Annotated in this window: 12 protein-coding genes; 6 read left to right on the top strand and 6 right to left on the bottom strand. The window is 65.4% G+C overall.

The features are described 5' to 3' along the window. Position 1 precedes the first annotated feature (1 nt). Positions 2-2,269: a choline BCCT transporter BetT gene (betT, locus tag ACP7AX_RS16345; RefSeq protein WP_426227865.1), complete on the bottom strand. Its 2,268-nt coding sequence runs from the start codon at positions 2,267-2,269 to the stop codon at positions 2-4. 187 nt (positions 2,270-2,456) lie between these two features. Further along, the gene (locus ACP7AX_RS16340; RefSeq protein ID WP_426227863.1) at positions 2,457-4,400 is read right to left on the bottom strand and encodes an FAD-binding monooxygenase; all 1,944 of its coding nucleotides are present in this window, start codon (positions 4,398-4,400) and stop codon (positions 2,457-2,459) included. A gap of 256 nt (positions 4,401-4,656) precedes the next feature. Here ACP7AX_RS16340 and ACP7AX_RS16335 point away from each other — a divergent pair, with 256 nt between their 5' ends. Genes ACP7AX_RS16335 through ACP7AX_RS16310 form a run of 6 tightly spaced genes read left to right on the top strand, consistent with a single transcriptional unit; the run spans position 4,657 to position 11,141 of the window. Continuing rightward, complete coding sequence (locus tag ACP7AX_RS16335; protein WP_426227898.1) at positions 4,657-6,138, top strand: fumarylacetoacetate hydrolase family protein; 1,482 nt, start codon at positions 4,657-4,659, stop codon at positions 6,136-6,138. 7 nt (positions 6,139-6,145) lie between these two features. Next, entirely contained in the window at positions 6,146-6,820 is a 675-nt protein-coding gene (locus tag ACP7AX_RS16330) for a GntR family transcriptional regulator (RefSeq protein WP_426227896.1), read from the top strand. Positions 6,821-6,868: 48 nt separating this feature from the next. After that, entirely contained in the window at positions 6,869-8,383 is a 1,515-nt protein-coding gene (gene hpaE / locus ACP7AX_RS16325) for a 5-carboxymethyl-2-hydroxymuconate semialdehyde dehydrogenase (protein ID WP_131683222.1), read from the top strand. Positions 8,384-8,413: 30 nt separating this feature from the next. Further along, a complete protein-coding gene (hpaD, locus tag ACP7AX_RS16320) occupies positions 8,414-9,511 on the top strand; it encodes a 3,4-dihydroxyphenylacetate 2,3-dioxygenase (protein WP_131683223.1) in 1,098 nt (365 codons plus the stop codon). A 2-nt stretch (positions 9,512-9,513) separates the two neighbouring features. Then, positions 9,514-10,299: a 2-oxo-hept-4-ene-1,7-dioate hydratase gene (gene hpaH / locus ACP7AX_RS16315; protein WP_426227860.1), complete on the top strand. Its 786-nt coding sequence runs from the start codon at positions 9,514-9,516 to the stop codon at positions 10,297-10,299. Beyond that, a complete protein-coding gene (locus ACP7AX_RS16310) occupies positions 10,284-11,141 on the top strand; it encodes an HpcH/HpaI aldolase family protein (RefSeq protein ID WP_426227858.1) in 858 nt (285 codons plus the stop codon). The genes hpaH and ACP7AX_RS16310 overlap by 16 nt, the downstream gene beginning before the upstream one ends. Before the next feature lie 6 nt (positions 11,142-11,147). Here ACP7AX_RS16310 and urtE read toward each other — a convergent pair whose 3' ends face one another. From urtE to urtB, 4 genes are read right to left on the bottom strand one after another with little or no spacing between them, the layout of a single operon-like run. Then, on the bottom strand, positions 11,148-11,840 hold the full coding sequence (gene urtE / locus ACP7AX_RS16305; RefSeq protein ID WP_426227856.1) for an urea ABC transporter ATP-binding subunit UrtE: 693 nt from the start codon (positions 11,838-11,840) through the stop codon (positions 11,148-11,150). Beyond that, on the bottom strand, positions 11,840-12,679 hold the full coding sequence (gene urtD, locus ACP7AX_RS16300) for an urea ABC transporter ATP-binding protein UrtD (protein ID WP_426227854.1): 840 nt from the start codon (positions 12,677-12,679) through the stop codon (positions 11,840-11,842). The genes urtE and urtD overlap by 1 nt, the downstream gene beginning before the upstream one ends. Beyond that, positions 12,676-13,911: an urea ABC transporter permease subunit UrtC gene (gene urtC, locus ACP7AX_RS16295; RefSeq protein ID WP_426227852.1), complete on the bottom strand. Its 1,236-nt coding sequence runs from the start codon at positions 13,909-13,911 to the stop codon at positions 12,676-12,678. Before urtC ends, urtD begins: the two co-directional genes overlap by 4 nt. Further along, positions 13,908-14,792 (bottom strand): urea ABC transporter permease subunit UrtB, encoded by an 885-nt coding sequence (gene urtB, locus ACP7AX_RS16290; RefSeq protein WP_426227850.1) that lies wholly within the window; start codon positions 14,790-14,792, stop codon positions 13,908-13,910. Before urtB ends, urtC begins: the two co-directional genes overlap by 4 nt. Positions 14,793-14,799 lie beyond the last annotated feature (7 nt).

The raw sequence follows: 14,799 nt of genomic DNA, 5'->3' as shown, positions 1-14,799 counted from the left end.
CTTAAGCCCCGGGTTTGTCCGCCCCGCCGTCGCGCGGCTGGCTGTCGCGCGGCAGCTCCACCAGCGGCATGCTCCCCGTGGCGGTTGGAACCGGCGGGGTCAGCACCGAGGCGTAGTCGTGCTGGGTCGAGTAGGTCAGGAAGCCCAGGTGCGCCTCGTAACGGTCCAGGACGTCGTCGATGACCTGCTGGTGGGACAGCCCCATAAGGTCGTAGCCCTCCGAGCCGGTCTGGGCGAACACTTCCACCCGGTAGTAGACGTCCGTTTGCCGGGACATCCGTCCGCCGAACATCGGCACCGGCGCCTCCACCACCTTGACCTGGTAGTGGAAGTCGCGGTGGTCCGGGATACTGACCACCAGTGCGTGGCTGGAAATGGCCGTGTGCTCGTCCGGGATCAGGTCCAGCGTGGCCTGGTAGCCCAGGTTGGTGAACTCCCTGACCACATCCGCCAAGGCAGGCTGCACCGTGCGTTCCATGAACTGGGCCACCTGCTTCTTCGACGGATATGAACGCATCCCTGCCAGCCTCTGGCGCCAGGTGCGGTCCGGCACGTGGCCGCCGTGGGCCGCCGTCGACTGCCGCCGCAGGACCTGCCCTTCACGTTCGGCGCGCTCCATGCGCAGTGCTTTGGAGAAGGATGCCATCACCAGCCAGGCGATGATGGTCACCGGCAGGGCGAAGATGAGCGTGGCGTATTCCATGGTGGTTACACCGCCGGCCACCAGCATGGCGATGGTCAGCAGGGCCGTGAGGACCGCCCAGAAGATGCGCAGCCATTTGGCGCCGTCCTGTGACGGGTCCGGGATGGAGGAGGAGAAGTTGGACATCACCATGGCTCCGGAGTTGGCGCTGGTGAGGTAGAACAGCATGCCGGACAGCGTGCCCAGGCCGATCAGGAAGCCGGCGCCGGGGAACATCTCCAGCAGGGCGTACCAGCCCTGTTCAGGGCTGTCCATGGCCAGCTGGGCGAACTCCGTGTTGCCGCCCAGGACTTCGTGCATGGCACTGTTGCCGAAGATGCTGACGATCAGGAAATCGCACAGGACCGGGGCGGTGATGGCGGCGATGACGAACTCCCGCAAGGTCCGGCCGCGCGAAATGCGGGCCAGGAACAGTCCCACGAACGGACCCCAGGCCAGCCAGAAAGCCCAGAAGAACAGGGTCCAGCCCGCCATCCATTCCGAGCCGCCCTCCTCGTAGGCAAACGTCTGCAGGGTGCGGTCCGGAAGCGTGAACACGAACCGGCCGATGTTCTCCACCATGGAGTTGAGCAGGAACGAGGTCTGTCCGGTCACCAGGATGTACAGCAGCATGGCCGCCGCACTCCAGATGTTCAGTTCGGCGATCCAGCGGATCCCCTTGTCTACCCCGGAGGTGCATGCCGCGATGGTCATCACGACGGCGACAATCACCAGGGCGATCTGCAGTGCCAGTCCCTGCTGCAGGCCGAAAAGCAAGGAGAACCCGACGTTCAGCAGTACCACGCCGATGCCCATGGAGGTGGCAACGCCGAAGACCGTGCCCACCAGGGTCACTATGTCGATGGCATCGCCGATTCCGCCGCGGACCCGTTTGCCCAGCAGCGGATACAGGGCGGCGCGGATGGACAGGGGCATGCCCCACCGGTACGCGAAATATCCCATGGCCATGCCAAGCAACGCGTACATGGCCCAGCCCGCCACCCCGTAATGGAACATGGTCCAGACCACGGCATCCTGCGCGGCCGCGGGGGTCTGGCCTTCGCCCACCGGGGGCATCATGTACTGGGTGATGGGTCCGGTTACGGAGTAGAAGAGCATGTCGATGCCTACCCCTGCGGCGAACAGCATGGCCACCCAGGTGAAGAGTTTGTACTGCGGCCGGGAGTGGTCCGGGCCGAGCCGGACGGAGCCTTCCTTGGACAGTGCCACCCACAGCACGAACAGAATCACCACCGTGACAGTGAGGACGTAGAACCAGCCGAGGTTTTCAGCGATCCAGGCCACCACGGTCTTCATGGTCGCGGCTGCCCCGGTGGGCATGACCATGGCCCACACGGAGAAGGCAACAATGATGGCTGAGGAGATCACAAAAACGCGCCAGTTGACCTTCGGCCCGCGTTCCTCGATCAGTTCGGCGGGCGCCTTGCTCAGTTCCTGGCTGGAGACGGGCGGGCGGTTTTCGAAGTCCTGGCCGTTACGCCGCCGGTCCGTGCCGCCGAGCTGGCTCCGGGGGATCAGTGCCTTCGGCGGGTCCGCAGAGCGGGGTGCGTCTTTTTCTTCAGCCATGAGGTCCTCCTCCGATTGGCAACGAGCTCGGGCGGCCGCCAATGAGGGGTGGCCGCCGGCGGCCCCGGTCCGGGACGGAGGGGAGGCCGTGCACAGTAGGGCATTTTGCGTGCGGGCTGCATGCCTATGTTAGTACACGGCCTCCAGAAGGCGGCAACCGGTTGCCGTCAAAGTGTGGGTCCGAGGGTCAGGCCTCCTTGGGCTGGCGGACCTGCAGCAGTGGCCCGAAGAACGCACCCAGTTCCGCCGTCGCCGTCAGCGGGAGGACGTTGGCCACGTACTGGTCCGGCCGCACCACCACCACCACGCCGCCGCGGTCCAGGCCGCGCAGCTCGAAGATGTCAGCCTTTGGATCCGTGGCGTAGACCTTTTCGTAATCCCGGAGCTGGAACGGCCCTACGAGCGGCTTGAACACCTCGGGAACGGCATTGATGTCGATCTCGGTGTGCGGCTGCTGGTAGATCACCTTCACGTCGAACCACGCGTCCAGGTCAGCGCCCGACGGCGTCGCCGCCAGCGGTGAGTCGGTTGCGTTCGCAATCCACTCGGCGAAGTCGTCAACGGCCGATCGCGTTCCGGCACCGGGCAGTGTTCCGGCGCTGGGCAGTGTTCCGGCGCCGGGCAGTGCCGTGTCGGCAAAGACGTAGATCCGCCACCGGCCATCGGCAGTGGCGTGGTGCCCAAGGTGGATGGGGTTGGTGTCACCAACCCGCATCACCGGCGCGGACTTGAAGCGCTTGCCGATGGGGAAACCTGCCGCAAGCTCCTGGTGGGTGGGTTCGGCGGTGAGCATCGACGGCGCATACTGCGTCATGAAGCCTGCCGGGAACTCGGCCGTGCTCACGTAGAAGTCCTCGAGCTCGGAGGGGTTCGCGAACTCCTCGGGCTTCTTCGCCATCATGGTTGACCATTCCTTATCGAAGTCGATGAGGTTCTTTGCCACCACCTGGCGCTCTTCGGAGTACGTGGACAGCAGGCTCTCCGGGCTGCGCCCCTCAAGGACGTGGCCCAGCTTCCAGCCGAGGTTGAAGCCGTCCTGCATGGAGACATTCATGCCCTGGCCCGCCTTGGCGCTGTGCGTGTGGCAGGCATCCCCGGTGATGAAGACGCGCGGCGGGCGGGTCCCCCGCTGGTCCGGAAGGACGTCGTCGAACCGGTCAGTGAGGCGGTGGGCCACCTCATAGACGCTGTGCCAGGCGACGTTGCGGACGTCCAGCGTGTAGGGGTGCAGGATCTGGTTGGCGTGGGCGATGATCTGCTCGATGGTGGTGGCGCGCACGGAGCCGTGGTCCTGCTGGTCGACTTCCCCGAGGTCAACATACATGCGGAAGAGGAAACCGCCTTCGCGCGGGATCAGCAGGATGCTGCCGCCCGAGCCGGACTGGATGGCGCACTTGGTCCGGATGTCCGGGAAGTCCGTGTTGGCGAGCACGTCCATGACGCCCCACGCGTGGTTTGCCGCGTCGCCCGCGAGGGTGCAGCCAATCGAGTCCCGCACCTTGCTGCGGGCGCCGTCGGCACCAATCACGTATTTGGCACGGACAACACGATCCTGGCCTTCGTTGGGTCCAACCGCGTGGGCGAGCGTCACCGTGACGGGGTATTCCCCTTCGGTTCCGACCTCGAGCCCGCGGAACGCGTAGCCGTAATCGGGGGACATCCGGGTGGGTGAGTTGGCCATGACTTCGGCGAAGTAGTCCAGCACCCGCGCCTGGTTCACAATGAGGTGCGGGAACTCACTGATGCCCATTTCGTCGTCGACCGCGCGGGCACCCCTGACGATGCGGGAGTGGTCAGCCGGGTCCGGCTTCCAGAACGCCATCTCCGTGATGCGGTACGCCTCTGCGATGATCCGCTCGGCGAAGCCGAATGCCTGGAAGGTCTCTACACTCCTGGCCTGGATGCCGTCAGCCTGGCCGATGACCAGCCTGCCGGGGCGGCGCTCGACAATTCGGGTGGTGATGTCCGGGAACTGGGAGAGCTGCGCGGCGGCGAGCATGCCCGCAGGGCCCGTACCCACAATGAGGACGTCAACCTCGTCCGGAAGATCCGCGGGCCGGTTGATGCCTGCTCCGGCTGCCGGCTTGACCCGGGGGTCACCGGATACGTATCCGTGATGGTGGAACTGCACGGGCTTTCCTCACTTCGCTGTGTGGCTTTCCTGGGATCGACTGGCTGTTCTATATGGGAACAGAACGTTCGATATATGAAATCGTAGCTTCGATTCAACTGTACGGCAGATGTGACGGGGGCTACAAGAGTCCCATCGTCGTGCGCTTCGCTCGGGGTCCTCGAGCCGGACTTCCGGCAATACTTGAGGGGTTGACGGGCTCTCTCTGCTGAGTATAGTGATCGTATACGATTTCGTACTCGACGAGGAGCAACTGTTGGAACAGGTCACCGACCACACCCTGGGCTCGGCCCGCAAGGTCATCGCGGTGCATATCAACTACCCCAGCCGCGCCGCCCAGCGGGGACGGACACCGGCCCAGCCGTCCTACTTCCTGAAGCCATCCTCCTCCCTTTCCCTCAGCGGGTCACCGGTTGAACGCCCCGCCGGCTGCGAACTTCTTGGTTATGAAGGTGAGATCGCCCTGGTGATCGGCAAGCAGGCACGGCGGGTGGAGATCCAGGACGCCTGGAGCCACGTTGCAGCAGTCACCGCCAGCAACGATCTCGGTGTTTACGACCTCCGCTACGCGGACAAAGGCTCCAACCTGCGGTCGAAGGGCGGCGACGGTTTCACGCCGGTGGGCCCGGCACTTATTCCGGCAGACGACGTCGACCCCGCCAACCTGCGGATCCGCACCTGGCACAACGGCGAGGTGGTCCAGGACGACACCACAGCAGACCTGCTCTTCCCGTTCGCGCGGCTGGTGGCCGACCTCTCCCAGCTGCTGACCCTCGAAGAAGGCGACCTGATCCTCACCGGCACCCCCGCCGGGGCCTCCGTCGCCAAACCGGGGGACGTGCTTGAGGTGGAAGTCAGCACCGCTGACGGGCGTCTGACCACGGGCCGCCTAGTCACCACGGTGGAGGAAGGCACGACGCCGTTCGCCGGTTTTGGTGCCCAGCCGCAGGCTGATGACGTCCAGCGTGAGGAGGCGTACGGTTCGCGTGAAGCCGCGGGTCTGGCACCGGAGGCAAGTGCCGCCGTCGGGCGTGTCCTTTCCGCTGAACTGAAGGCAAAGCTGGAGAGCGTCTGCACCGCCACCCTGTCCTCCCAGCTGCGCAAGCGCGGGCTGAACAACGTCAGCATCGACGGCCTGACCTCCACCCGGCCGGAAAAGCGGATCGTGGGCCTGGCCAGGACCCTGCGCTACGTCCCCAACCGCGAGGACCTGTTCACGGCCCACGGCGGCGGTTTCAATGCCCAGAAGCGCGCCATCGACTCCGTGAACGAGGGCGAAATCCTGGTCATGGAGGCCCGAGGCGAAAAGGGCACCGGCACCATCGGTGACATCCTCGCCCTGCGGGCCGAGGTGCGTGGCGCCGTCGCGATCATCACCGACGGCGGCGTCCGCGACTTCTCCACGGTGGCAGCGATGGAGATGCCCACGTACTATTCCAACCCGCACCCCGCCGTGCTGGGCCGCCGGCACATCCCATGGGACACGGACATCACCATCGCGTGCGGCGGCACCACCGTGCAGCCCGGCGACATCATCGTGGCCGATTCGGACGGCATCCTGGTCATCCCGCCGGCGATGGCCGAAGAGCTCGCGGATGATTCGATCGCCCAGGAGCGCGAGGAAACGTTCATCGCAGAGATGGTGCAGCAGGGCCACAGCGTGGACGGGCTCTACCCGCTGGGCAAGGACTGGCGGGCGAAGTATGAGGAATGGGAAGCAGGCAAAGCCCGTGATTGAAGGAGCACTGACTGAAACAGCTGTGGCCGCCGGCAATGCAGGCAGCAAGTCGGAACAGGCCTACCGCGCTGTCAAGGCACGGATCGTCGAAGGCGCCTACACGCCCGGCTACCGGCTGGTCCTGGGCGCCATCGCCAAGGACCTCGGCTTCAGCGTGGTACCCGTCCGTGAAGCCATCCGCCGGCTCGAGGCCGAAGGCCTGGTGACCTTCGAACGCAACGTAGGCGCCACCGTGGCCGGCATCGACCCCACCGAATACCTCTACACCATGCAGACCCTGAGCATTGTGGAGGGAGCAGCCACCGCCATCTCGGCCCCCCTGATCGGCGCGCAGGACATCCAGCGGGCCCGCAGCATCAACGCGGAAATGCGCGAATGCCTCAAGCACTTCGATCCCGTCCGCTTCACCCACCTGAACCAGGACTTCCACAGCGTCCTGTTTGAACACTGCCCCAACCCGCACATCCTGGACCTGGTCCACCGCGGCTGGAACCGGCTCGCCTCGCTGCGGTCCTCCACCTTCCGCTTCGTCCCCGGCCGCGCCAACGAATCCGTGGACGAACACGAGGCGCTGCTCCGGCTCATCGAAACAGGGGCCGACGCGGACACCATCGAAAAGGCCGCCCGGCTTCACCGCTCCACCACCCTGGACGCCTACCTCGCCCAGGCCAGGAGCATCTGAGCAACCCGTACACAGCAGTACATCCGCGTACCAGTAAGGAAGAAAACAATGTCGTTTACAGCCGAACAGACCACGAAGCATTACGTGCCGCAGGACCTTCCCACCCATATCCAGCACTACATCAACGGCCAGTTCGTTGACTCCGTGGGCGGGGCGACCTTCGACGTCCTGGACCCGGTCTCCAACCAGAACTACGCAACGGCCGCTGCAGGACAGAAAGAGGACATCGACCTCGCTGTCGCCGCAGCCCGGGAAGCGTTCACCAACGGCCCGTGGCCGAAGATGAAGCCCCGCGAACGGGCCCGGATTCTGAACAGGATCGCTGATGCCGTCGAGGCCCAGGAGGAGCGGCTCGCCGAACTGGAAACGTTCGACACCGGCCTTCCCATCACCCAGGCCAAAGGCCAGGCGCTGCGTGCGGCCGAGAACTTCCGCTTCTTCGCGGACCTGATCGTGGCCCAGTTCGACGACGCCATGAAGGTCCCGGGCTCCCAGATCAACTACGTGAACCGCAAGCCGATCGGTGTGGCCGGGCTCATCACACCGTGGAACACCCCGTTTATGCTGGAGTCCTGGAAGCTGGCCCCGGCCCTGGCCACCGGCAACACCGTGGTCCTCAAGCCAGCCGAGTTCACGCCGCTGTCAGCTTCCCTGTGGGCCACCATCTTCAAGGAGGCAGGCCTTCCGGACGGTGTGTTCAACCTGGTCAACGGCCTCGGCGAGGAAGCCGGCGACGCCCTGGTCAAGCACCCGGACGTTCCCCTGATTTCCTTCACCGGCGAGACCACCACAGGCCAGACCATCTTCCGCAACGCCGCAGCCAACCTCAAGGGCCTGTCCATGGAGCTCGGCGGGAAGTCCCCCTGCGTTATTTTTGCAGACGCCGACCTGGACGCCGCGATCGATTCCGCCCTGTTCGGGGTCTTCTCCCTCAACGGCGAACGCTGCACCGCAGGCTCCCGCATCCTGGTGGAACGCGCCATCTATGACGAATTCTGCGAGAAGTACGCCGCCCGCGCCAAGAACATCGTGGTGGGCGATCCGCATGATCCCAAGACCCAGGTGGGTGCGCTGGTGCACCCTGAGCACTTTGAGAAGGTCGCCTCCTATGTGGAGATCGGCAAGTCCGAAGGCCGGCTGCTGGCCGGCGGCGGACGGCCGGAAGGCCTCCCGGAAGGCAACTACATCGCACCCACCGTGTTTGCCGACGTCGCCCCCGACGCCCGGATCTTCCAGGAGGAGATCTTCGGCCCCGTCGTCGCCATCACCCCGTTCGAGAACGACGACGAAGCGCTCGCCTTGGCCAACAACACGAAATACGGCCTGGCGGCCTACATCTGGACCCAGAACCTGACCCGGGCGCACAACTTCGCCCAGAACGTCGAGGCCGGCATGGTGTGGCTGAACAGCCACAACGTCCGGGACCTGCGCACCCCGTTCGGCGGCGTGAAGGCCTCGGGCCTGGGCCACGAGGGCGGCTACCGCTCCATCGATTTCTACACCGACCAGCAGGCCGTCCACATCACCCTTGGCACCGTCCACACCCCCAAATTCGGCGCTTAGCAACACCCCTTTCAAAGAAGAGAGAATCCCATGACCAACTTCGTACCCACCCCCACCGTCCCGGCACCGGACATCGTCCGCTGCGCCTACATGGAGATTGTGGTCACCGATCTCGCCAAGTCCCGCGAGTTCTACGTCGACATGCTGGGCCTGCACGTCACCGAGGAAGATGAAAACAACGTCTACCTGCGCTGCCTCGAGGAGTTCATCCACCACAACCTGGTGCTCCGCAAAGGACCCATCGCCGCCGTCGCCGCCTTCGCCTACCGCGTGAAGTCCCCCGCCGAGGTGGACGCCGCCGAGGCCTACTACAAGGAACTGGGCTGCCGCACCGAACGCCGCAAGGAAGGCTTCACCAAGGGCATCGGGGACTCCGTCCGGGTGGAGGACCCGCTGGGCTTCCCCTACGAATTCTTCTACGAGGCGGAGCACGTCGAACGCCTCACCCAGCGCTATGATCTCTACTCCGCAGGTGAACTGGTCCGCCTGGACCACTTCAACCAGGTCACCCCGGACGTGCCCCGCGGCCGGAAGTACCTGGAGGACCTGGGCTTCCGCGTCTCGGAGGACATCCAGGATTCCGACGGCGTGACGTACGCAGCGTGGATGCACCGCAAGCAGACCGTCCACGATACCGCCCTGACCGGCGGCAACGGCCCGCGGATGCACCACATCGCGTTCGCCACCCACGAGAAGCACAACATCATCCAGATCTGCGACAAGATGGGCGCCCTGCGCATCAGTGACAGGATCGAACGCGGCCCCGGACGCCACGGGGTGTCCAACGCGTTCTACCTCTACATCCTGGATCCGGACGGCCACCGCGTGGAGATCTACACCCAGGACTACTACACCGGCGATCCGGACAACCCCGTGGTTACCTGGGACGTGCACGACAACCAGCGCCGTGACTGGTGGGGCAACCCGGTTGTCCCGTCCTGGTACACCGAAGCGTCCCTGGTCCTGGATCTGGACGGAAACCCGCAGCCCGTCATCGAACGCGAGGAGAAGAGCGAGATGGCCGTGACCGTGGGGGCCGACGGCTTCTCCTACACCCGCAAAACAGAAGGAGAAGGGGCCGGCGCTACTGAACAGAAAACCGGCTTCAAGCTCGGGGCGCAGCTGTAGCCATGCTGGACGCCAAGACGATTGAGGCCATCGCGGACGAGCTGCTGGAGGCCGGGCGTTCCCGCAAGCCGGTCCCCCGCCTGACCGCCCGCTACCCGGGAATGACCGTGGAGGACTCCTACGCGGTGCAGCAGCTCTGGCGGCGACGCAACGAGAAAGCCGGCCGGACTCTGGTGGGCCGAAAGATCGGCCTCACGTCAAAGGCCATGCAGGCGGCCACCGGCATCACCGAACCGGACTACGGCGCCATCTTCGATGACATGGTCCTGGAAACCGGCTGTTCGGTGCAGTGGGACCAGTACTCGCACCCGCGGGTGGAGGTGGAGCTGGCGTTTGTGTTGAAGGACGGGCTGAAGGGCCCGGGCTGCACCATTTTCGATGTCCTGAAGGCCACTGATTACGTGGTTCCGGCCCTGGAGATCCTCGATTCGAGGATCGAGATGGAGGGCCGGACCATCGTGGACACCATCTCGGACAACGCCGCTATGGGTGCCATGGTGATCGGCGGCAACCCGGTGAAACCCGACGCCGTGGATCTCCGCTGGGTCGCCGCGATCCTCTACAAGAACCAGACAGTGGAGGAAACCGGTGTTGCCGCCGGGGTCCTGGACCACCCGGCGAATGGTGTGCACTGGCTGGCCAACAAGATCGCCGCGCACGGGGATTCACTCAACGCCGGGGACATCATTCTCGCCGGCTCTTTCACCCGGCCCATGTGGGTATACAAGGGCGATACCGTCCACGCAGACTACGGACCTCTGGGAGTTGTGACATGCCGCTTCGAATAGAAGACACGTTCCGGGATGCCCTGCGCAATGAAAAGGACGAAGCAGGCCGTCCGCTGGCCGGGATGTGGGTGTGCTCCGGCAGCCCGCTCATCGCCGAACTCTGTGCCGGGTCGGGGCTGGACTGGCTCCTGATCGATGCCGAGCACAGCCCCAACGGGCTCGAATCCGTTCTTGCCCAGCTCCAGGCCATCCACGGCTACCCAATCCACACGCTGGTCCGGCCGCCCGTGAACGATGTTGTGGTGATCAAGCAGTACCTGGACCTGGGTGTGCAGAACCTGCTGATCCCCATGGTGAACTCCCTGGCGGAGGCCGAAGCCGCGGTGGCCGCCACGCGGTATCCGCCCCAGGGGGTGCGCGGAGTTGGGTCTGCCCTGGCCCGCGCGGCCCGCTGGAACAGGGTCCCGGACTACCTGGCCCGGGCCGGGGAGACCATCAGCGTCACCGTCCAGATCGAGTCCGGCGCCGCCGTGGAGGCAGTGGAGGAGATCCTGAAGGTGGACGGAGTGGATGCCATCTTCCTCGGCCCCTCGGACCTTGCCGCCTCAATGGGACTGCTCGGCCAGCAGGACCACCCCAAGGTGCGCGCCGCCGTCGAACTTTGCCTCAAAGCAGCCCAAGCAGCCGGCAAACCCGCGGGCGTGAACGCCTTCAACCCCGACACCGCGCAGCGGTACCTCGACGCCGGCGCCGACTTCATCCTGGTGGGCGCCGACGTCGCCCTGCTGGCGAGGGGATCCGAGGCCCTCGCCGCGCAGTACATCAAGGCGCCCCTTGTGACCAAGACCGGCGAGACTGAGCGCGGGGAGACTGAGCGCGGCGAGACTCCTGCGAGCTACTGAGCCATCTCAGATGAGCATTGCTTGCCGCACATTGGCGGCCGATTCTGCGCCGCCGGCACCCGAGGAGGAGACCCTACCGGCAGAAAGAACGTGGTAGCTATCGGCAGCATGGAGGGCAAAGCCGATGTGCTGCTCTACCAGGAGGATGCTCATGCCGTCGCGCTGGGAAAGCTTGACGATGGTCGCCTCGATCTCGGCCACAACGTTGGGCTGGATGCCCTCCGTTGGTTCGTCCAGGATCAGCAGGCGCGGATCGGTGATCAGGGCCCGGGCAATGGCCAGCTGCTGACGCTGGCCGCCCGAAAGGAGTCCTGCCCGCCGTGCCAGCAGCGGCCGCAGCGCGGGAAACATCTCGAGGGCCTCCGCCACTCGTCCTGCACCGTTCTTCCGCCCGTCCGCCACGAGCTGCAGGTTCTCCATGACGGAAAGCTGCCCGAATGACTGCTGGCCCTGCGGCACATAAGCCATGCCACGCGCCACCCGCTGATGCGGGCGGAGGGCGGAGATGTCCTCACCGTCCAGCGTGATGCGTCCTGCCATGGGTTTGAGAAGTCCGACGACGGCGCGCAGCAGCGTCGTTTTGCCGGCACCGTTGTGCCCCAGGACAGAGACAACGGCTCCGTCGTCAACGGACAGGCTCACCCCCGAAATCACCTGGGTGCGGCCGTAGCCGGTCTGAAGATTTTCGATTTTCAGCATCAGTGGCCTTCCGTTCCCGAGGTGCCTGAGGTGCGAGCGACTCCGGAGGTGCCCGAGGTGCCCAGGTAGACGTCCTGCACCTTCGGGTCCGCCTGCACCTGCGCCACGCTTCCCTCGCTGAGGACCTTTCCGGCGGCAAGGACTGAGACCGACGTCGCGTATTCCCGGACGAAGTCCATGTCGTGCTCAATGACCAGGGTGATCCGGCTGGCTGCGATGCGCCGCAGCAGCTCGCCGGTTTCACTCCGCTCATCCTGGCTCATGCCCGCAATCGGTTCATCGAGCAGGAGCACGTCTGAGTTCTGGACCAGCAACATGCCGATCTCCAGCCATTGCTTCTGGCCGTGGGCCAGGATGCCCGCTTGCTTGTCCGCCGCCCCTTCCAGGCCGATGATTTCCAGGGCCTCCTCCACGGCCGGCTCCACGGACTTCCGGCGGCGGAGCATCTTCAGCGGCCCGCGGCCCGAGCCCGCCGCAATGTCGAGGTTCTGGAGCACTGAAAGGTTCTCAAACACGCTGGCGGTCTGGAACGTGCGTCCCACGCCAAGCCGGGCGATCTGGTGCACTTTGCGGCCCAGGATCTCTGTGCCGGTGTGGTTCACTGACCCCGTGGCCGGTACCAGCCCGGTGATGGCATCGATGACGGTCGTTTTCCCCGCACCGTTGGGGCCGATCAGGAACCGCAGGTCGCCCTGCATCACGTTGAGGTTGACGTTGTCCACGGCCAGGAACCCGTCAAAGGTAACCGAGAGGTCGCGGACTTCAAGGTACTTGGGCCGTCCGTGGCGCAGTCCGCCGGCCTGTGGCTCCCCCTCGGGAAGCAGAGTGGGCGTAGTCATCGGCTGACCTCCTCGGACTTGGTTGTTCTCGTGCCAGCTCCGGAGTCCGGTGCTGCCGGAGTTTGGGCCGCCGCGTCAGTCGCTGCGGGGGATGGTGCTGCGGGGCTCGGGGCCGCATGGCTTGGAGCCCCAGGGCTTGGAACCGCGGGTGCCGCTGCTTCCTGTCTGGCCGCCGCCTGCGGGGTTCCGCGCCGCCGCCGCACCAGCGCCGGCAGGGAGGCAAGCCCGCCAGGCATGAACCCGATGACCAGGACGAACAGCAGCCCCTGGAAGTACACCCAGAAAGACGGGAAAGTGGAGGACAGGCTGGACTGGGCTGCGGCGACGCCAACCGCGCCCAGGACCGGCCCCAGCAGGGTGGCCCGGCCGCCGATCGCCACGCCGATCAGGAAGGCGATGGATGGGATCACGCCCACATCCGCCGGTGAGATGATCCCGACCAGCGGGACGAACAGGGCCCCTGCGATGCCTGCCAGAATGGCTGCAACCACGTAGATGACAGTCTTGACGGTGGCGGGATCGTAACCAAGGAAACGGACCCGCTCCTCCTGGTCCCGGACTGCCACCAGCAACTCGCCGAGCCTACTGTGCATCAACTGCCGGGCAGCGGCGAGGGAGAGCAGGAGGATTACCGCCGCGATCATGTACAGCATGAGCTTGTTGTTCGGGTCCTTCAGGTCGAAGCCGAAGAAGGACCGGAACCCGTTGAGGCCGTTGGAGCCGCCGGTGGTGGCCTGCTGGCCAATCAGGAACACGGCAAAGGCGGCCGCCAGGGCCTGGCTGAGGATCGCGAAATAGGCGCCTTTGACGCGGCGCTTGAAGATGGCCAATCCCAGAATCAGCGCCACCAGGCCCGGCACCAGCACCACGGCCAGCAGCGTCACCGCGGGGCTGCGGAACGGTTCCCACCAGCCGGGCACCTCGCCGCTGCCGTAAAGGGACATGAAGTCCGGAACCCCGGAGCCGCCAAAGAGTGACGCGTCGGCCAGTTTCATGTGCATGGCCATGATGTAGGCGCCAAGACCGAAGAACACCCCCTGGCCCAGGGTCAGCATCCCGCCGCGGCCCCAGGCCAGGCCGATGCCCACAGCCACGATGGCAAAGCAGAGGAACTTCCCGAGCAGGGCAAGGTTGAACGCGGGGAGTACTGCAGGTGCAATCCCCAGGAGCAGGACCGCGCCGAGGGCGAATCCGGCCGCGGTTCCCATCCGTCCGTGCAAAAGGCTTTTCATGCGAGGCTCCTCGTTTTGAGGCTGAAGATGCCCTGCGGCCGGAGCTGGAGGAACACCACAATCACGATCAGGATCAGAACCTTGCCGATGCTGGCCGTCGTCGAATACTCGAAGACGGACTGCAGTACTCCCAGGGAAAACGCGGCGATCACAGCTCCCTTGATCTGGCCGATGCCGCCGGCCACCACCACCAGGAAAGCGTCCACGATGTAGTTGGTGCCCAGATACGGGCTGGTGGAGCCAATCAGGGTGACCGCGACTCCGGCGATGCCGGCCAGGCCAGACCCGATGAAGAAAGTCAGCTGGTCGCTGCGCCTTGTAGACACCCCGGAGGTTTCGGCGAGGTCGCGATTCAGGACAACAGCCCGGATCCGACGGCCAAGCGGAGTTGCCTTCAGCAGCAGGACCAGGCCAGCCAGGCACACCAGCGAGAGCGCCAGGATAAAGAGCCGGGTCAGTGGGATGGGGGCGCCGAGCAACTCGATGTTCCCCTGCAGCCAGGCCGGCGCCCGGACATCCACGCTGGGTGCGCCGAAGATGTCACGTGCGGCCTGCTGCAGGATCAGTGCCACCCCGAACGTGACCAGGAGGGTGTCCAGGGGCCGGTGGTACATACGGCGCAACAGCACCGCCTCGAGCACCAGCCCCAGGACACCTCCCACCAGGAAGCCTGCGGGAATGGAAACCAGCAGCGATACCCCGGCGTCGGAGATGGCCCGCTGGACCACGAAGGCCGTGTACGCGCCGGCCATCATGAACTCACCGTGGGCCATGTTGATGACCCCCATCTGGCCGAAGGTTAGCGAGAGCCCCAGTGCTGCCAGCAGCAGCACCGAGCCGAGGCTGAGTCCGGCGAACATCTGCCCTATCAGGAGTTCCATTCCAGCA

This window comes from Pseudarthrobacter sp. DSP2-3-2b1, from assembly GCF_049895945.1.
Lineage (GTDB): Bacteria > Actinomycetota > Actinomycetes > Actinomycetales > Micrococcaceae > Arthrobacter.
The sequence above is the reverse complement of the archived record's forward strand: the minus strand, read 5'-3'. Positions and strand labels throughout refer to the sequence as shown.